The organism is Deferrisoma palaeochoriense, assembly GCF_054656955.1.
Genome location: NZ_BAAHXI010000016.1, coordinates 42,436 through 60,842, shown reverse-complemented (window position 1 = coordinate 60,842; position 18,407 = coordinate 42,436). Strand labels below are relative to the sequence as shown.

Sequence of the window (18,407 nt, the reverse complement as noted above, 5' to 3'; positions counted from 1 at the left end):
CTAGAAGTCCACGACCAGCGAGGTCATGAACTTCGTGTCCACGTGGTCGGCGCCGGGGGCGGGGGGCTCGTTTTGGTAGTTCACGATGTAGCTCACCCCGAGGGCCAGATTCTCGGCCATCTGCACCGCGAGGCTGGACTCCGAGTTGATGAAGTAGACGTCGGTGTCGTCGAACGACACCGCGTAGTCGAGGTACTGCTTGAAGGTCAGCCCCTCCGAGATCCGCCACTCGTAGTCGGCCGCCGCCTTGCCCGACAGGTAGGTGTCGGAGTCTTCCGCGCCGTTCGCGAAGTTGTCATAGTTCCACAGCACCCCGAGCATCACCTTGAGGTCGTGATCCGGGAGTTTGAGGACGTCGTAGCCCACCCCGGGGCCCACCTCGAGCCGGGTGTCGTACCCGGCGAAGGTGTCCTTCAGGTAGCCCACCGAAAGGAACCCGAAGAGGCGCTCGGTCACCAGCCGCTCGTAGCGGCCCTCGGCCGTCCACCGGCTCGCGGTCTGGTCCCCCTCGGTCTCGCCGTAGAGCCCCGAGGCCTTGGCGGCGTACCGGTTCGCGCCCGCGTCGAGCCCGGTTTCGAGCTTGCCCGCCAGGGCCTCGGTGTCCGAGTTCCCGCCGGTGCGGGTGTAGGAGAGCTCGGCCCGGCTCTTCCAGCCGGCCCCGGCCAAGGCGACTCCCGGCACGAGGACCCCCGCCAGGATCCAGGTGAGAAGGGTTCGGTTCATCTCTTTCTCCTTTCGTTTGGTTAGGGTGAACGGCGCGAAAACATAACCCGGGGCCCCGCCCCGTCAAGCGAGCGCCCCGCAAAAAACTTTCCTGGACACGCCCCCCTCCTTGGGGCACAATGCCCGCCCTTTCCGGGGGGAGACCACGCCCTGGAGAACCGAACCCATGACCGACCCCCGACTCGACTCCCTCGCCGTGAACACCCTCCGGTTCCTCGCCGTGGACGCCGTGGAAAGGGCCAACTCGGGCCACCCCGGCATGCCCATGGGCGCGGCGCCCATGGCCTACGCGCTCTGGACGCGGTTTCTGCGCTTCGACCCCGGCGCACCGGACTGGCCCGACAGGGACCGGTTCGTGCTCTCGGCCGGCCACGGCTCCATGCTCCTCTACGGGCTCCTCCACCTGGCCGGGTACCCGCTCACCCTCGACGACCTCAAGAGCTTCCGGCAGTGGGGCTCCAAGACCCCGGGCCACCCCGAGTTCGGCCACACCCCCGGGGTCGAGACCACCACGGGCCCCCTGGGCCAGGGGTTCGCCGCGGCCGTGGGCATGGCGATCGCCGAGCGCCACCTCGCCGCCCGGTACAACCGACCCGGGTTCGAGGTGGTGGACCACCACACCTACGTGATCGCCGGGGACGGCGACCTCATGGAGGGGGTGGCCTCCGAGGCCGCGAGCCTCGCCGGGCACCTGGGGCTCGGGAAGCTCGTGGTCCTCTACGACGACAACCGGATCACCATCGAGGGGGGCACGGATCTCGCGTTCTCCGAGGACGTGGAGGCCCGGTTCCGGGCCTACGGCTGGCACACCCTCTCGGTGGAGGACGGAAACGACCTCGCCCGCCTGGAGGCTGCCCTGGCCGAGGCCCGGGCCGAAACGGAACGCCCCTCGCTCATCCGGGTGCGCACCCACATCGGGTTCGGGAGCCCGGGCAAGCAGGACTCGGCCGACGCCCACGGCGCCCCCCTTGGGCCCGAGGAGGTCCGGCGCACCAAGGAGAACCTGGGCTGGCCCCTGGAGCCAGCGTTCCACGTCCCCGAAGAGGCCCGGAAGCCCTTTGCCGCGGCCGCGGCCCGGGGCCGGGAGGCCCGCCGGGCCTGGGGGGAGCGGTTCGAGGCGTACCGGCGGGAGTTCCCGGGGCTCGCGGCCGAGCTCGAGCGCCGGTGGGAAGGCCGGCTGCCCGAGGGGTGGGAGGAGGCCCTGCCCGCGTTTCCGGCCGATCCCAAGGGCGTGGCCACCCGGTCGGCCGGGGGCAAGGTGCTCAACGCCCTGGCGGCCCGGATCCCGGAGCTCATGGGCGGGTCGGCCGACCTGGGCCCGAGCACCAAGACCCTGCTCGCGGGGGAAAAGGACTTCTCCCGCGGAACCCCGGACGGGCGGAACCTGCGGTTCGGGATCCGGGAGTTCGCCATGGCGGCGGTCCTGAACGGCATGGCGAACCACGGGGGGTTCCGGCCGTTCGGGTCCACGTTCTTCGTGTTCTCCGACTACCTGCGGCCGGGGCTCCGGCTCGCGGCCCTCATGGGGCTCCCGGTGGTCCACGTGTTCACCCACGACAGCATCTTCGTGGGCGAGGACGGGCCCACCCACCAGCCCGTGGAACACCTGGCGAGCCTGCGGGCCATGCCGAACCTCGTGGTCCTGCGGCCGGCCGACGCCAACGAGACCGCCGAGGCCTGGCGGGTGGCCCTGGAGCGCACCGAGGGCCCCACGGCGCTGGTGTTGACCCGGCAGAACGTGCCCGTGCTCGACCGCACGGCGCTGGCCGGGGCCGAGGGGCTCCGGCGGGGCGGCTACGTGCTGCGGGAGGCCTCGGCCGGGCCCCAGGGCATCCGGCTCCTCCTCATCGCCACGGGCTCGGAGGTCCATCTGGCCCTCGGGGCGGCCGAACGGCTTGAGGCCGAGGGGGTTCCCACCCGGGTCGTGAGCCTGCCGTCCTGGGAGCTCTTCGAGGCCCAGGACCCGGCCTACCGGGCCGAGGTGCTGCCGCCCGGGGTCACCGCCCGGGTCGCGGTGGAGGCGGCGAGCGCCTTCGGGTGGGAGCGGTACGTGGGCCCCGCCGGGGCCGTGGTGGGCATCGACCGGTTCGGGGCGAGCGCCCCGGCCCAGGTGCTCGCCGAGAAGTTCGGGTTCACGGTGGAGAACGTGCTCCGCGCCTGCCGGGAGGTGCTCGGCCGAGCCGGCTGAGCACCCCCTCACCCCGGCCCTCTCCCCCCGTGGGGGAGAGGGAGACAGACGGCGCCCGGTTCCTTATCGGCACGAAAGGATCCCCCCTCCCCTCGTGGGAGGGGGACGGGGAGAGGGGCACAGACGGCAAACAAGACGGCCCGGGCGCCCCTCGGGCGGCCCGGGCCGTCTTGGGTTCCCAAGCCTTTCAGCCTTCCAGCTTCCCAGCTTTCCAGCCTTCCAGCCTCCCGGCCTTCCAGCCTCCCAGCCGTCAATACTCGTACATCGTCCAGATCCCGCAGGGGCACACCCCGGCGCAGAAGCCGCAGCCGATGCATTTGTCGTCGTCCACCACGTACTCGTACCCGCCGCCCTCGGTCTCCCGGCGGGAGATCGCGCCCCAGTAGCAGGTGGTCTCGCAGAGATGGCAGTCGCGGCAGCTCGCGCACGACATGCATTTTCCGGCCTCGCCCTCGCAGGTGCGCGAAAGGTCGTTCTGCCGGGCCCGGTCGTACCACTGGAACTTGATCCGCTCGTAGGGGATGACCTCCTTGCGGTCGTCCTCGTACTCGGTCTTCGCAATCAGGGAGTGCACGTACCGGGCCGCCCGCAGGCCGGAGCCGATGGCGTTGGTGATGAGCCCGGGCCGGGTCACGTCGCCCACGGCAAACACCTTGGGGTCGGTGGTGCGGCCCACCGGGTCCACCCGCACGAACCCCCGCTCCCGGTCGATCGTCTCGGGCAGGTAGTCGAGCTCCGGGGTCTCGCCGATGGAGATGAACACCACGTCGGCCGGAAGGGACGTGCCGTCCTTGAAGTAGATCCGCTTTTCCTCGGGGTCGTAGCGCTCGGTGAACTTGGGGTAGAGGATCTCGGCGCCCCGGGCCTTGGCCATCTTCTGCTCTTTGCCGAAGGAGGCGGGTTTCTGGATGTCCACCGCGGTGACCGTGCGGGCCCCGCAGTTGAAGGCCTCCACGCAGATGTCCATGCCCACGTTCCCCGCGCCGATCACCACCACGTCCTTGCCGGTGAGGTCCCGGGGGTTGCGGGCGTTGATCTCCTTGAGGAACACGATGCCCGGCACCACGTGCTCGTAGCCCGGGAACGGGATCACCCGGGGCGAGTGGCATCCGGTGGCCAGCAGCACCACGTCGTGGGCGTCGTAGATCTCCTTGTATTTCGCCGCGTCCACCTCGACCCCGGTGTGGACCTCGATCCCGGTCGCCCGGAACCGCTCGATCTCCTTGGCCAGGATCTCCCGGGGCAGCCGGTCCTCGGGGATGCAGTAGTAGATCTTGCCGCCGAGTTCGGGCTCGCGCTCGTAGAGGCTCACCTGGTACCCCCGGAGCCGGAGCTGCCAGGCCGCGCTCATGCCGGCGGGCCCGCCGCCGATCACGGCGATCCGCTCGGAGCGCTTGGTCTCGATCCGGGGGGCCGGCCGCTCCAGACTCAGCCGCCCGAGGAAGCTCACGTCCACCGGGTCGGAGAGGTACGCCTGGCGCGAGCAGTGGTCCATGCACAGGTTGGGGCACACGTACCCGCACACCGTGCCCGGAAACGGCGAGTACTTGAGCACGAGATCGAGGGCGTCGGTCTCGTGCCCCTCGCGCAGGAGCCGGGTGCGCTCGTGGGTCGGGATGCCCGTGGGGCAGTACCCCGCGCAGGGCGGGGCGTATTTGTCGTTCTCCCACACGGGGCGCTGGCGCCGGAGTTCCCCGGTCACCGTGAACGGGATGATCGTGCGCTCGTCGGTGATGTAGTCGGCGAAGATGCCGCCCTCGCCCACCCCCTTGAACCACACGTTCCGCCGGAACTCGGCCATGCTCCGGCGCTTCGACCGGGCCCGCTCGGCCCGCTCGTCGGGGGTGAGGGCCACGATCTTCCGCCACTCCTCGGGGCTCCGGGTCAGGGCCTCGTAGAACCCCATGCGGTCGATCGCCTTGAGGAACGGCTTCATGTGCTTTTTGAGCCAGGCCCAGTCGGCGTCGGTGAGCTCGGCGACGCGCACGTCGTCCTCGCTCACCCCCTCGGTGGGCCCCCGGAAGTAGATGGTGCCGCCCACCATGCCGACGCAGGGCCGGTAGCCCAGCACGTTGTCGGGGTTGCGGGGGTTCACCCCGCACACCACGGCGATGCCCCCCGCCTTGAACTCGGCAAAGGAGTCGCCCACGTCCCGGAAGTACCAGGACTGGATCGGGTCGAACCGGGGGTTGTACTTGGTCAAGGTGTCGCACCGGGCCCCGCCCCCGCCCTGGACGTAGAGCACGCCCTGGGCCCCGGCGTTGTGGGCGCCGTTGGCCACGTCGCCCAGCACCGTAATCTTGGCCCCGCAGTTGATCCAGCCCACGTCGTCGGAGCAGGAGCCCTCCACCACGATCTCGGTGCCGAACATGCCCATGGCCCCGAGCCGCTGCCCCGGCGCGCCCACGACCTTGATCTTCACGGTCTCGCCGGTGGGCCAGATGCGGCCGCCGATCCCGTGCTGGCCGTCGGCCACCACCTTGAGCCGGCGCTTCCCGCGCCGGACGAGTTCCTGGATGCGCTCGTCGAGTTCCTTCGACGGAACCCGCTTCCCGTTCACACGACCTTTGACTTCCACGGAAGACGGCATGGTTCGTCCCCTAGCACGCGTACGCGATCTGGAGCCGGTCGGCGATGGCCCGGTCGGCCACGCTCAGCCCGTCGGACATGCCGATCGGCAGCTCCGTGGACCGGCCCATGGGTGCGAAGATCTTCTTGAGTTCCTTGTCCGCGGCCACGAACACGTCCACCACCCGCTCGGCCACCTTGTCGGGGTCAAGCCGGCGGTAGAGCTTCGGGTCCTGGGTGGTGATGCCCCGGGGGCATTTGCCGGTGTTGCAGATGTTGCACCGGTTTCGCTCGTCGCCCAGGCACCCCCCGGCCGCCTGCATGATGTACTTGCCGCAGTCGGCGCCCGACGCGCCCAGCATGATGAGGGCGGCGGCGTTGGCCGCCAGGTTCCCGCTCTTGCCCACCCCGCCCGCCGCGAAGAGCGGCAGCTCGTTCTGCTTCCCGATCTTCACGAGGTTCAGGTAGCACTCCCGCAGGTTCGAGGCGATGGGGTGGCCCATCTTGTCGAGGCTCACGTTGTAGGCGGCCCCCGTGCCCCCGTCCTCGCCGTCGATCGTGAGCGCGGCGGCGAACGGGTTCCGGGCCAGGTTGTTCAGGACCGCCAGCGCCGTCTTCGTGCCCGAGATCTTGGGGTACACCGGCACCCGGAACCCGAACAGCATCGACATGGAGGTGATCATCTTCGCGACCGCCTCCTCGATGGAGTACTTGGTCTGGTGGGTCGGCGGGGAGGCCAGGTCCACGAACTCGGGCACGCCCCGGATGCGGGCGATGTGCTTGAGCACCTTGGCGGCCATCAAAAGCCCCCCGTCCCCGGGCTTGGCGCCCTGGCCGTACTTGATCTCGATGGCGGCCGGGTCGCACTGCATCTCGGGCACGGCGTGGATGATCTCGTCCCAGCCGAAGTACCCGGAGGCGATCTGGAGGATGAAGTATTTGAGGAACGGGCTCTTAAGGAGCCGGGGCGGCATGCCCCCTTCCCCGGTGCACATGACCACCGGGATCTTCTCGACCTCGTTGAGGTAGGCCACGCCCATGGCGAGCCCCTCCCACATGTGGGGCGACAGGGCCCCCACCGACATCCCCCCGATCCGGATCGGGAAGATCTCCCGCACCGGGGGGATGAACGGGGTGCCGTCGCGCACCAACGAGTCCCCCTCCACCCGCAGGGGGAGCTGCTCGGGGGGCAGGTTGCGGCCCAGGTAGGTGCGCACCCGGAACTCGTGGCGGCCGGCGTCGAGGGCCGGGTCGGTGAGCATGGAGATCCGGGTGAACTTGAGCTGGTCCAGGGTGGACACGCCGGGGTCGTTTCGCCGGCCGCCCCGCTTGTAGGGCTCGCCCCCCTGGTTGATGTGCCAGTTGAACTTGTTGGCCGGGTTGAACTCGGGCCGGATCGCGTCGTTGGGGCACACGAGCCGGCACGTGGCGCACCCGATGCACCGGCGGCGGATGTCGGTGACCTGCCGGACCCCGGAGACCACCTTGCGCACGGTGGTGGGAAGGGGGATCGGCCCCGTGGACTCCACGAGTCGCTTCTCGAACACGCCCGGCTCGATGGCCCGCACGGGGCACACCGCGGTGCATCGGCCGCAGCGGGTGCACTGGGCGTCGTTCCAGTGAATGACGTAGGGCAGGTCGCTCAGGCTAAGCTGATGGTTGTGGTCGAGCCGTCCAGCTGATTCCATACCTCGATCTCCTTGGCGCCGGGGCGCACCGCAACGAAGTCGTACTTCATCGGGAACACGTCCTTCTCGACGTCCCGGTTGGGCACGGCCGAGGTGAGGCCGCAGACCTCCGACATGAGCCCCACCCGGCCCTTCACCCCGCCCACCACGCCGGGCCGGAGCTTCTTGGCGTCCTGCACCATGAACACCGTGCCGTCCCGGTCGCAGCCGATCACGCAGTTGGGCCCGTCGATCGTGAGCATCCGGAGGCTGCGCTTCATGAGCCGCAGGGCCTCGGCGTCGGGCCGCCCGCCCATCTCCTCGTCCTTCAGGGGCGTGATCACGTCCTTGTAGTAGGGCAGGGGGTAGCCGAGCCGGCACCGCACGTAATGGAGGATGTGGGCAAACACCTCGCTGTCGGAGTTGTAGCCCACGTACCCGGGCTCGCCCCGGCTCATGAGGTACTCCCGGATCGGGACGAACGCTGTGTTCTCCCCGTTCGTCATGGTGAACACGCCCTGGATGAAGAACGGGTGGCAGGCGTAGAGGTTGATGGCGTAGTTCGTGTTCTGGCGGCCTTGCGCGAACACGATCTTCGCCGGGATGGGCTTCTTGTCGAGCCCGAAGAACTCGCCGACCTCCAGGGGGTCGCCCACCTCCTTGAGGGTCACCACGTCGGGCCAGAAGCTGAACACGGTGATCGAGCCGCCGTCCCGCTCCCCCATGGCCCGGATCTCCAGGCGGGTCTTCAGCAGGAACTCGGCCTTCTCCTCAAAGGGCTTGTCCCGCATATGGTCCGGGTACTCGAAGGCCTTCACGATGTAGCGGTCGTGGCGCTCCACGGTGGGCCCGGGGTTCGGGTGGAGGGCCGGCTCCCACATGTGCTTCGTGCGAAACCCCTTCGAGACCATGAACTGGTCGAGGTCGTAGAACCCCTTGTCCGTCGTGATGGCCGACAGGACCGGGTACTCCTTGAGCTCCTCGAACTCGCCCCCCAGATCCCGGAGGATGAGGCCCAGGCCGGAGCCGTCGTGGCCCTCCTTCATAGTTTCAAGGGCGAGGATGTTCTCCATGGGGGAGAAGTACTCGTCCGAGATGATCGCGGCTAACCGACACATGAACGTTTCTCCTTGCCCTGGCGGGCTGCCCATTCTTTACGCACACGGCCCCGAAGGCTCGGCACGGTTGTACGCCAGCGAACGAGCGAAAGCAAGCTTCTTTGTGCCTAATTCTTGGGCATTCGCGGACGCAAAAACCGCCCCCCAAAGGAGGCGTCCTCTCGGTCCCAGGGTCCCCGCGGCTCCCCGCCCTACTCCCCTCCGGCGCTCACCGACACAAACACCAGGGGCTCGCGGCCGGCCCGCATCCCGTGGGCCTCGCCCTCGGGCACGAACACCACCGTGCCCGCCTCGACCGCGTGGGCACCCTCGGGGGTCAGGAACGCCCCCTCCCCGGCCGTGATGACCCAGACGTGGTCCCCCTTGTGCACGTGAGGGTGGATCTCGTCGCCCGGTTCGAGCCGCCACACCGTGACCCGGCTGTGGGGCCCGGAGGCCACCGGGTTCTTGCGCCCCACCGCGCACTGCGCCACCGACAGGATCTTCATGACTGCGTCCTCCCTCTCGCGGCCTTCTCGGCCAACCCCGAGGTCCCGAACCGGCGCTCCAGCTCGGCGCCCACCCGGGCCGGGTCGATGCCCCGGTGGCCGAGGAGCACGAGGCAATGGAACGCGAGGTCCGCCAGTTCATACACGAGCGCGTCGTCGTCGGCCGCCTTGGCGGCCAGGAGGACCTCCACGGCCTCCTCCCCCACCTTCTGGAGGATCTTGTCCTCCCCCTTCTCCAGGAGCCGGCACACATAGGAGTCGGGCCTGGGGTTCGCCTTGCGGTCGAGGATCACCTCGTAGACCCGGCGCAGGATGTCGGCGGTCGGCGCTTGGCTGGTCACGGCGGCAACTCCCTGGTGGAACGGCTGGAAAGCTGGAAGGGCTCCCGGGCACGAAGTTCTCCGTGTCCTCCGTGCCCTCCGTGGTAGAAAACCCCTACCCCTCGAGCCGCACCGGCACGCCCCGGTCGGCCAGGTAACGCTTGACCTCTTCGACCGTGAGCTCCCGGAAGTGGAAGATGCTCGCCGCGAGCGCCGCGTCGGCGCCGCCCACAGTCACGGCCTCGTACATGTGGTGGGCGTTTCCCGCCCCCCCCGAGGCGATCACCGGGATCTCCACCGCGTCGGCCACGGCCCGGGTCAGCGCCAGGTCGAACCCGTCCTTCGTGCCGTCGGCGTCCATGCTGGTGAGCAGGATCTCCCCGGCCCCCAGGGCCTCGACCCGCCGGGCCCACTCCACCGCGTCGAGGCCGGTGGGCTTGCGGCCCCCGTGGGTGTAGACCTCCCACCCCTCCCCGGGGCCCTCGCCCCGGCGCTTCGCGTCGATGGCCACCACGATGCACTGGGACCCGAACCGGCGGCTCGCCTCGGCCACCAGCTCCGGCCGCTGCACGGCCGCGGTGTTGATCGACACCTTGTCGGCCCCGGCGAGGAGCAGCCGGCGCACGTCGTCCACCGTGCGCACCCCGCCGCCCACGGTCACCGGCATGAACACCCGCTCGGCCGTGGCCCGCACCACGTCGATGATGATGTCGCGCTCGTCGCTCGAGGCGGTGATGTCGAGGAAGGTCAGCTCGTCGGCGCCCTGGGCGTCGTAGAGCTCGGCCACCTCCACGGGGTCCCCGGCGTCCCGGAGGTTCACGAAGTTCGTGCCCTTGACCACGCGGCCGGCATTCACGTCGAGGCAGGGGATGATGCGTTTTGCGAGCATGGGTTCTCGGCTGGAAGGCTAGAAGGCCAGGAGGCCGGGATGCTGGGAGGCTCGGAACCCCTTTTCCGACGCCCCGCGCCGCGGGCTCACCGGGCGCCCTCGGCCAGGGCGAGGGCCTCGGCGAGATCGAGGGTCCCCTCGTAGAGGGCCCGGCCCGTGATCACGCCGACCACGCCGTCCCCCTCCAGGGGGAGGAGGCGCTCGATGTCGGCGAGGGTCGAAACCCCGCCCGAGGCGATCACGGGCCGTCCGGCGGCCCGGGCGAAGGCGGCCGTGGCCTCCAGATTCACCCCGGTCTGCATGCCGTCGCGCTCGATGTCGGTGAAGATGAACCCGGCCGCACCCCGGCCGGCCAGGTCCCGGGCCAGGTCCTCGGCCGCCACATCGGTCACGTCGGCCCACCCCCGCACGGCCACCCGGCCGCCCCGGGCGTCGATGCCCACGAGCACCCGGCCGGGACGGGCCTCCGACAGCCGGCCCACGAGGTCGGGGTTTTCCACGGCCGCGGTGCCCAGGATCACGTAGTCCACCCCTTCGGCGAACCAGGCCTCGGCCGTGGCCTCGTCGCGGATGCCGCCCCCGAGCTCCACCTCCACGTCCACGGCCCGCCGGATGGCTCGAACGGCCTCCCGGTTCTCGGGCCGGCCCGAAAACGCGCCGTCCAGGTCCACCACGTGGATCCGGCGGGCCCCGGCCTCGGCCCACCGCCGGGCCACGGCGGCCGGGTCGTCGCCGTACACCGTGGCCTCGTCCATCCGGCCCTGGCGCAGCCTGACGCACCGGCCGCCCTTGAGATCGATCGCGGGAATCACGAGCATTCTTGTTTTCCCTTCGGGAAACGGTGGGAGAGCCCCCTCACCCCGGCCCTCTCCCCCAACGGGGGAGAGGGAGTCACACGGCCCCCGGCTCCTTGCCGGCGCGAAACGGTTCCCCTCCCCCGGTAGGAGGGGGACAGGGGGAGGGGGTAGCCGTCCCAGCGTCCTAACGTCCCAGCGTCCGAACGGTCTCCCAGAACCCCCGGAGCAGGGCCAGGCCCACCCGCTGGCTCTTCTCGGGGTGGAACTGGCAGGCGAACAGGTTGTCCCGGGCCACCGCCGCGGCGAACTCCACCCCGTACTCCGTGGTGCCCACCACCACCCCCGGGTCCTCGGGCACCGGGTAGTAGGAGTGGACGAAATAGACATACGCCCCGTCGGGCACCCCCGAGAGCACCGGGTGTTCCCGGACCTTGCGCAGCCGGTTCCAGCCCATGTGGGGCACCTTGCGCCGCTCGGCCGCCCCGGGCTCGGGGTGGGGGAACCGCACCACCCGGCCCCGCAGGATGCCGAGGCCCGGCACGGGGCCGTTTTCGTCGCTCTCGTCGAACAGCAGCTGGTACCCCACGCAGATCCCCAGGAACGGGGTGCCCGCGAGGATCCGGTCGCGCACCACCTGGGCGAGCCCGAAGGCCTCGAGCTTTCGCAGGCAGTCCCCGAACTCCCCCTGGCCGGGCAGCACCAGGGCCGCGGCGTCCCGCACCCGGGCCGGGTCGCGGGTCACCACCGCCGGGGCCCCCACATGCTCCAGGGCCTTTTCCACGCTCCGGAGGTTCCCGGAGTCGTAATCCAGGACCGCCACCTCCACGGTCACAGGCTCCCCTTGGTCGAAGGCACCCCGGCCCGCCTCGGGTCCGGCGAGGCCGCCCGGCGGAGGGCCCGGCCGAAGGCCTTGAACACGGCCTCGATCCGGTGGTGGTTGTTCCGGCCGGCGAGCACCCGGACGTGGAGCGTGACGCCGGCGTTTCGCACCAGGGCCTCGAAGAACTCCCGGAAGAGCTCGGTGTCCAGGTCCCCCACCTTGCCCGGGGGGATGCCATCGTCGTAGCTCAGGTGGGCCCGGCCCGAGAGGTCCAGGGCCACCTGGGCCAGGGCCTCGTCCATGGGCACCACGGCCTCCCCGAACCGCTCGAGCCCCCGGCGGTCGCCCAGGGCCTTCGCCAGGGCCTGGCCGAGGCAGATCCCCACGTCCTCCACGGTGTGGTGGGCGTCCACGTGGAGATCCCCCCGGGCCTCCACCTCCAGGTCCACGAGCCCGTGGACGGCCACGTGGGTGAGCATGTGGTCCAGGAACCCCACCCCGGTCTGGATCCGGTGGGCGCCGGCGCCGTCCAGGTCCAGCGCCAGTTTCACCCGGGTCTCCGCCGTCGTCCGCTCGATCTCGGCCCGTCTGGACATGGGGTGCTCCCTCGGCACAGCCGCAAAGGGGGAATCGATGGTCTGTCGCGGGTCGTAGGACGTCGTGCCGTCCTCACGTCCTCACGTCCTAGCGTCCGAACGTCCTACCGTCCCCCCGTCCTACCGTCCCCCCGTCCCACCCTCTTCTCCACCGCCCGGGCGTGGGCCTCCAGGCCCTCGAGCCGGGCGATCCGCATCACCGGCTCGGCCAGCCGGCCCAGGGCCTCCCGGGAAAACGAGAGCACGCTGGAGCGCTTGAGAAAGTCCTCCACGCCCAGGGGCGAGTAGAACCGCGCCGTCCCGGCCGTGGGCAGCACGTGGTTGGGGCCGGCCAGGTAGTCGCCGAGGCTCTCCGGCGTGTGGTGGCCCAGGAACACGGCCCCCGCGTGGCGGATCTTCCCCAGGAGGTCCCAGGGCCGCTCCACCGCGAGCTCCAGGTGCTCGGGCGCGACCCGGTTCGCCACCTCGGCCGCCACCTCCAGGGAGGGTACCACGAGCACGGCCCCGCGGTCCTCCCAGCTTTTCCTGGCGATCTCGCCCCGGGGCAGTTGGGCCAACTGGGCCTCCACCTCGGCCGCCACGGCCCGGGCGAAAGCCTCGTCCGTCGAGACCAGCGCGGCCGTCGCCCAGGGGTCGTGCTCGGCCTGGCTCAGGAGGTCGGCCGCGATCCAGGCGGGCTCGCCCGAGCCGTCGCTCACCACCAGGATCTCGCTGGGGCCGGCCACCATGTCGATGCCCACCCGGCCGAACACCATCCGCTTGGCCGTGGCCACGTAGATGTTGCCCGGGCCCACGATCTTGTCCACCCGGGGCACGGTGGGGGTGCCGTAGGCGAGCGCGGCCACGGCCTGGGCCCCGCCGATCCGGTACACCTCCCGCACGCCGGCGAGCCAGGCCGCCCCCAGCACGTACGGGTTCGCCCGGCCCCCGGGGGTCGGGGTCACCATGACGATCCGCCCCACCCCCGCCACCCGGGCGGGCACGGCGTTCATGAACACGCTCGAGGGGTACGCGGCCGTCCCCCCGGGCACGTAGATCCCCACGGCGTCGAGGGGGGTCACCCGCTGGCCCAGCACCACCCCGTCCTCGTCGGCAAACCACGACTGGGGCTTCTGGCGCTCGTGGAACGCCCGGATCCGGGCCTCGGCGAGTTCCAGGGCGGCCCGGTCCTCGGCCGGGAGCCCCTCCCACGCCGCCTCGAGCTCGGCCTCGGGGATCCGGAGATCCGCGGGGGAGAGATCGAGCCCGTCGAACCGGGCCGTGTACCGGCACAGGGCCTCGTCCCCCTCCCGGGCCACGGCCTCCAGGATCTCCCGCACGGACTGCTCCACCTCGGCCACCCCGGCCTCGGCCCCCCGCTCGGCCAGGCGGGCGAGGAGTGCCTCGGCCTCGGGGGTTCCCCAGCGCGCCACCGGTTTCATGCCGCCTCCCTCCGCTCCCGAAACCGCCGGATGAGCTCCGAGATCTCCCGGGTCCGGGTCTTCATGGACGCCCGGTTCACGATGAGCCGGCAGGTGGACTCGAGGATCGTCTCGAGCTCCACGAGCCCGTTTCGCCGCAGGGTCTCGCCGGTGCTCACCAGGTCCACGATCACCTCCGAAAGGCCCACCAAGGGGGCGAGCTCGATGGAGCCGTAGAGCTTGATCACCTCGGCCTGCACGCCCTTGGCCCGGAAGTGGGCCTCGGCGAGCCGGGGGTACTTGGTCGCCACCCGCAGGTGGGACCGGCCCGGGTCGGGCACCCGGTCGGCCGGCGCCGCCACGGCGAGCCGGCAGTACCCGAACCCCAGATCCAGGGGCTCGTACACCTGGGGCTCCTGCTCCAGGAGCACGTCCCGGCCCACGATCCCCAGGTCGGCCGCGCCGTGCTCCACGTAGGTGGGCACGTCCTGGCCCCGGACCACCAGGAACCGGTAGGGGGGCGCGTCGAACCGCAGGAGCCGCGAGTCCGACTGGGCCACCGAGGCGGGGATGCCGCAGGACTCCAGGAACGCCGCGGAATCCTCGAGAATCCGCCCCTTGGGCAGGGCGAAGGTGATCGGCTCGTGTTCACCCACTTGTTGCGCTCTCCGTTTCGGCTTCCGGCCGGGCGGCCCGGTCACGATCGGCGGTCCCAAACGGGGATCACAGGTTCTCCTGGATCCGCCGGACCCGGGCCCCCAGGGCGGCCAGCTTTTCCTCGATCCGCTCGTACCCCCGGTCCAGGTGGTACACCCGGGACACCACCGTGGTGCCCTCGGCCACGAGCCCCGCGAGCACCAGGGCGGCGCTGGCCCGGAGATCGGTGGCCATCACCCGGGCCCCCGAAAGCCGCTCCACCCCCCGGACCACCGCGCTTCCCCCCTCCACCCGGATGTCGGCGCCCATGCGGTTCAGTTCGGGCACGTGCATGAACCGGTTCTCGAACACGGTCTCGGTGATCACGCTGAGGCCCCGGCCCACGGCCATGAGGGCCATGAACTGGGCCTGCATGTCGGTGGGGAACCCGGGGTACGGCCCGGTGCGCACGTCCACGCTCCGGGAACGGCCGTTGCCCCGCACCCGGATCCCGCCGCTCTCCGGTTCCACCCGGTACCCGGCCTGGCGCACCTTCTGGACGAGGGCGTCCAGGTGCTCGGGCACCGCCCCCCTCACGAACACCTCGCCCCCGCACAGGGCCCCGGCCACCAGGAAGGTGCCCGCCTCGATCCGGTCGGGGATGGGGTCGTGGTCGTAGGGGCCGAGGCGGTCCACGCCCTCGATCTCCACCACGGCCGACCCGGCGCCCCGGACCCGGGCCCCCATGGCCGTGAGGCACCGGGCCAGGTCCTCCACCTCGGGCTCCCGGGCGGCGTTCTCGATCACGGTGCGGCCCCGGGCCAGGGCCGCGGCCATCATGAGATTCTCGGTGCCGGTCACGGTGGGCAGGTCGAGCACGATCCGGGCCCCCTCGAGCCGCGGGGCCTCCACCTCCACGTACCCGTGCTCGAGCCGGATCCGCGCCCCCATGGCCTCGAGCCCCCTGAGGTGCATGTCGATGGGCCGGGCGCCGATGGCGCACCCCCCCGGCAGGCTCACCCGGGCCCGGCCGAACCGGGCCACCAGGGGCCCCAGCACCAGCACCGACGCCCGCATGGTCTTCACGAGCTCGTAGGGCGCCTCGAGCACCCCGACCCCGGAGGCGTCGATCCGCATCCCATCGGCCTCGAACGCCACCGAGGCGCCCAGGTGCTCCAGCAGCCGGGCCAGGGTGCGCACGTCGCTCAGCCGAGGCACCCGGCGGAGCCGGCACGGCCCCTCGGCCAGGAGCGCCGCCGCCATGAGCGGGAGCACCGCGTTCTTGGCCGGGCTGACGGTCACCTCCCCCGCCAGCCGGGCCCCGCCCTCGATCTCGATCGCGTCCATGGAGCTATCGATTCACCAATCAGGAAGCCAGGTAGCCCCCGGGGCATCCTCGGGGCCCTGCGACGGGGGGGAACTCACGACGGGGGCCGCCTCGCCCCTTCCCCCTCCCCCTGTCCCCCTCCCGCCGGGGGAGGGGGGACTGTTGCACGCCGATAGGGAGCGGGGCGCCTTCTGTCTCCCTCTCCCCCCGTCGGGGGGAGAGGGCCGGGGTGAGGGGGGGCCCGTCACCGCCCCGCCACCGCCACCCGGGGGATGCCCGCCAGGTCCCGGCGGATCTCCACCCGGGAAAACCCCGCCTCGGCCAGAAGGTCCCGCACCGCGGCGTCCTGGCCCTTGCCGAACTCCAGGAGGAGCCGGCCCTCCGGCGCCAGGAACCGGGGCGCCTCCGCCGCGATCCGCCGGATCACGTCGAGCCCGTCGGGGCCCCCGTCCAGGGCCCCCCGGGGCTCGTACCGGCTCACCTCGGGCTCCAGGCCCTCGATCTCGTCCCGGGGCACGTAGGGCGGGTTCGACACGATCCGGTCGAACCGCTCCCCGGCCACGGGGGCGAACAGATCGCCGCGCCGCAACTCCGCCCGGTCGGCCACCCCGAGGGCCTCGGCGTTTTCCCGGGCCAGGGCGAGCGCCGCGTCCGAGACATCGGTCCCCACCCCGGTCCAGCCGGGCCGTTCGGTCAAAAACGCCAGGAGGACGCACCCGCTCCCCACCCCCAGGTCCAGGATCCGGCCCTCGGGCGGCGCCCCCTCGAGCGCCGCCTCCACCAGGAACTCCGTCTCGGGCCGCGGCACCAACACCCCCGGACCGACCCGGAACGGGAGCGACCAGAACTCCCGTTCCCCCGTGATGTACGCCACGGGCTCCCGCCGGGCCCGCCGGCGCAGGGCCTCCCGGAACGCCGCGACCTCGGGTTCCTCCAGGGGCTTGTCGAACTCGGTGTAGAGGCGGATCCGCTCCACCCCCAGCACGTGGGCCAGGAGCACCTCGGCATCGAGCCGGGGGGTCGCCACCCCCTTCTCGGCCAGGTACCCCGTGGCCAGCCGAACCAGTTCCAGGGGGGTGCGGGTCACTGGGCGTTCTGGGCGAGGCTTTCGGCCTGGGCGTGGGCCACCAGGGCGTCGATCACCGGGTCCAGGTCGCCCTCCAGCACCTCCTGGAGCCGGTACAGGGTCAGGTTGATCCGGTGGTCCGTCACCCGGCCCTGGGGGAAGTTGTAGGTGCGGATCCGCTCGCTCCGGTCGCCGCTTCCCACCTGGGACCGCCGCGCCTCGCTGCGTTCCCGGTCGGCCTCGGCCTTGGCCTTCTCGAACAGCCGGGCCTGGAGGATCTTCATCGCCTTGGCCCGGTTCTTGTGCTGGGACTTCTCGTCCTGGCAGGCCACCGTGATCCCGGTGGGCAGGTGGGTGATCCGCACGGCCGACTCGGTCCGGTTCACATGCTGGCCGCCCGCGCCGCTCGCCCGGAACACCTCGACCCGCAGGTCGTCGGGGTTCACGTCCACGTCCACCTCGTCCGCCTCGGGCAGCACCGCCACCGTGACGGCCGAGGTGTGGATGCGGCCCCCCGACTCGGTCACCGGCACCCGCTGCACCCGGTGGACCCCGCTCTCGAACTTGAGCCGGCTGTAGGCGTTGCGGCCCTCGATGAGCGCGATCACCTCCTTGAACCCGCCGATCCCGGTGGGGTTCGAGCTCAGGACCTCCACCTTCCAGCCCCGCTCCTCGGCGTAGCGGGTGTACATGCGAAAGAGCTCGGCCGCGAACAGGGCGGCCTCCTCGCCCCCCGTCCCGGCCCGAATCTCGAGGATGACGTTCTTCTTGTCCAGCGGGTCCTTGGGGGTGAGGAGCTCCTTGAGCCGGGCCTCGGCCCGCTCGAGGGCCTCCTCGGCCTCCGGGAGCTCCTCGGCCGCGAGCTCGCCAAGTTCGGGATCCTCAAGCAGCGCCCGGGCCTCGTCCACCCGGTCCTTGCACTCCCGGTACTCCCGGTACGCCTCCACGATCTCCCGGAGCTCGGCGTGTTCCTGGGCGAGCTTGCGGTACCGGTCCGGGTCCGAGAGCACCTCGGGATCCGAGAGCTCCCGGTTCAACCCCTCGTACCGGGCCTCCACCCCCTCGAGCCGCTCGAGCCACCCGGCCGTGCTCACGGCGCCTCCCCCAGGAGCGGCCGGAGTTCGGAGCGCACCTCGGCGGCCTGGCCGCAGGAGTAGGCCCCCTCGGGGCACGCGCCCCGCAGGCATCCGGGGCCGGCGCCCCGGAACAGGAGCGGGGCCACCGGCACGACGGCCCGGAGCATCTCCCGGGCGAGATCCCGGATCTCCCACTGGGCCCGGCGGCACAGCCGCAGGGCGAACAGGTGGCGCAGCTCCCGGGCGTTCATGGTGACCACGAGCTTCGTCTCGCAGGCGTTGGGCAGAAGATACCGGGCGTCCTCGGCCGGCACCCCGGCCTCCACGAGCTCCCGGTAGAGGGCCCACACCCCCTCCACGGCCTCCCGAAACCGCGCGGCCCGCTCCGGGTCGGCGGCCACCGACGGGGGCACCACCACGTTGGGCTCGTCGAGCCGCACGTACCGCTGGCTCTGCTGGGAGTAGCTCGCGAGCCGGTGGCGCACCAGCTGGTGGGAGCAAGCCCGGCTGATCCCCTCGACCCCGAAGGTGAACGAGGCGTGCTCCAGGGCCGAGAAATGGCCCATGGAGACGAGCTTGCCCAACAGGGCCGCCACCTCGTCGGGGCCGAGATCCCGGGCGAGCTCCCCCACCCCGCGGGCCGAGTAGCACAGCCGCGCGGCCAGGGCGACGGTCTTCTCCGGATCGGGGGTGTGGCTCAGGAGCCGGACGCGGGCGCCCACCTCGGC

General features: G+C 71.5%; 17 protein-coding genes. 1 reads left to right on the top strand and 16 read right to left on the bottom strand.

Annotation, left to right across the window (positions count from 1 at the left end):
• Complete coding sequence (locus tag ACYQ8L_RS06540; RefSeq protein WP_459940978.1) at positions 1 to 723, bottom strand: DUF481 domain-containing protein; 723 nt, start codon at positions 721 to 723, stop codon at positions 1 to 3.
• A 166-nt stretch (positions 724 to 889) separates the two neighbouring features.
• Between ACYQ8L_RS06540 and tkt the strand changes: the two genes are divergently transcribed.
• On the top strand, positions 890 to 2,911 hold the full coding sequence (gene tkt, locus ACYQ8L_RS06535) for a transketolase (RefSeq protein WP_459940977.1): 2,022 nt from the start codon (positions 890 to 892) through the stop codon (positions 2,909 to 2,911).
• A gap of 250 nt (positions 2,912 to 3,161) precedes the next feature.
• On the opposite strand, the gene ACYQ8L_RS06530 is transcribed toward tkt, so the two are convergent.
• From ACYQ8L_RS06530 to thyX, 15 genes are all read right to left on the bottom strand, one after another.
• Positions 3,162 to 5,501, bottom strand: a complete 2,340-nt coding sequence (locus ACYQ8L_RS06530) for an FAD-dependent oxidoreductase (RefSeq protein WP_459940976.1) — start codon at positions 5,499 to 5,501, stop codon at positions 3,162 to 3,164.
• Positions 5,502 to 5,511: 10 nt separating this feature from the next.
• Entirely contained in the window at positions 5,512 to 7,167 is a 1,656-nt protein-coding gene (locus ACYQ8L_RS06525; RefSeq protein ID WP_459940975.1) for a glutamate synthase-related protein, read from the bottom strand.
• A complete protein-coding gene (locus ACYQ8L_RS06520; RefSeq protein WP_459940974.1) occupies positions 7,122 to 8,264 on the bottom strand; it encodes a class II glutamine amidotransferase domain-containing protein in 1,143 nt (380 codons plus the stop codon). The genes ACYQ8L_RS06525 and ACYQ8L_RS06520 overlap by 46 nt, the downstream gene beginning before the upstream one ends.
• 191 nt (positions 8,265 to 8,455) lie before the next feature.
• The gene (locus ACYQ8L_RS06515; protein ID WP_459940973.1) at positions 8,456 to 8,752 is read right to left on the bottom strand and encodes a cupin domain-containing protein; all 297 of its coding nucleotides are present in this window, start codon (positions 8,750 to 8,752) and stop codon (positions 8,456 to 8,458) included.
• A complete protein-coding gene (locus ACYQ8L_RS06510) occupies positions 8,749 to 9,093 on the bottom strand; it encodes a phosphoribosyl-ATP diphosphatase (protein ID WP_459940972.1) in 345 nt (114 codons plus the stop codon). The genes ACYQ8L_RS06515 and ACYQ8L_RS06510 overlap by 4 nt, the downstream gene beginning before the upstream one ends.
• 94 nt (positions 9,094 to 9,187) lie before the next feature.
• Positions 9,188 to 9,961: an imidazole glycerol phosphate synthase subunit HisF gene (gene hisF / locus ACYQ8L_RS06505; protein ID WP_459940971.1), complete on the bottom strand. Its 774-nt coding sequence runs from the start codon at positions 9,959 to 9,961 to the stop codon at positions 9,188 to 9,190.
• A gap of 86 nt (positions 9,962 to 10,047) precedes the next feature.
• Positions 10,048 to 10,779 (bottom strand): 1-(5-phosphoribosyl)-5-[(5-phosphoribosylamino)methylideneamino]imidazole-4-carboxamide isomerase, encoded by a 732-nt coding sequence (hisA, locus tag ACYQ8L_RS06500; protein WP_459940970.1) that lies wholly within the window; start codon positions 10,777 to 10,779, stop codon positions 10,048 to 10,050.
• A 163-nt stretch (positions 10,780 to 10,942) separates the two neighbouring features.
• Positions 10,943 to 11,584 carry an imidazole glycerol phosphate synthase subunit HisH gene (gene hisH / locus ACYQ8L_RS06495; protein WP_459940969.1) on the bottom strand — a complete coding sequence of 214 codons (642 nt, stop codon included), beginning with the start codon at positions 11,582 to 11,584 and terminating at the stop codon, positions 10,943 to 10,945.
• Positions 11,585 to 11,586: 2 nt separating this feature from the next.
• Complete coding sequence (gene hisB, locus ACYQ8L_RS06490) at positions 11,587 to 12,174, bottom strand: imidazoleglycerol-phosphate dehydratase HisB (protein WP_459940968.1); 588 nt, start codon at positions 12,172 to 12,174, stop codon at positions 11,587 to 11,589.
• A gap of 104 nt (positions 12,175 to 12,278) precedes the next feature.
• Entirely contained in the window at positions 12,279 to 13,595 is a 1,317-nt protein-coding gene (gene hisD, locus ACYQ8L_RS06485; RefSeq protein ID WP_459940967.1) for a histidinol dehydrogenase, read from the bottom strand.
• The gene (gene hisG, locus ACYQ8L_RS06480) at positions 13,592 to 14,230 is read right to left on the bottom strand and encodes an ATP phosphoribosyltransferase (RefSeq protein WP_459940966.1); all 639 of its coding nucleotides are present in this window, start codon (positions 14,228 to 14,230) and stop codon (positions 13,592 to 13,594) included. Before hisG ends, hisD begins: the two co-directional genes overlap by 4 nt.
• Positions 14,231 to 14,297: 67 nt before the next feature.
• Positions 14,298 to 15,557, bottom strand: a complete 1,260-nt coding sequence (gene murA, locus ACYQ8L_RS06475; RefSeq protein ID WP_459940965.1) for a UDP-N-acetylglucosamine 1-carboxyvinyltransferase — start codon at positions 15,555 to 15,557, stop codon at positions 14,298 to 14,300.
• Positions 15,558 to 15,781: 224 nt separating this feature from the next.
• Entirely contained in the window at positions 15,782 to 16,624 is an 843-nt protein-coding gene (gene prmC / locus ACYQ8L_RS06470) for a peptide chain release factor N(5)-glutamine methyltransferase (RefSeq protein ID WP_459940964.1), read from the bottom strand.
• A complete protein-coding gene (gene prfA, locus ACYQ8L_RS06465; RefSeq protein ID WP_459940963.1) occupies positions 16,621 to 17,697 on the bottom strand; it encodes a peptide chain release factor 1 in 1,077 nt (358 codons plus the stop codon). The genes prmC and prfA overlap by 4 nt, the downstream gene beginning before the upstream one ends.
• Positions 17,694 to 18,401 (bottom strand): FAD-dependent thymidylate synthase, encoded by a 708-nt coding sequence (gene thyX / locus ACYQ8L_RS06460; RefSeq protein WP_459940962.1) that lies wholly within the window; start codon positions 18,399 to 18,401, stop codon positions 17,694 to 17,696. Before thyX ends, prfA begins: the two co-directional genes overlap by 4 nt.
• Positions 18,402 to 18,407: the final 6 nt, after the last annotated feature.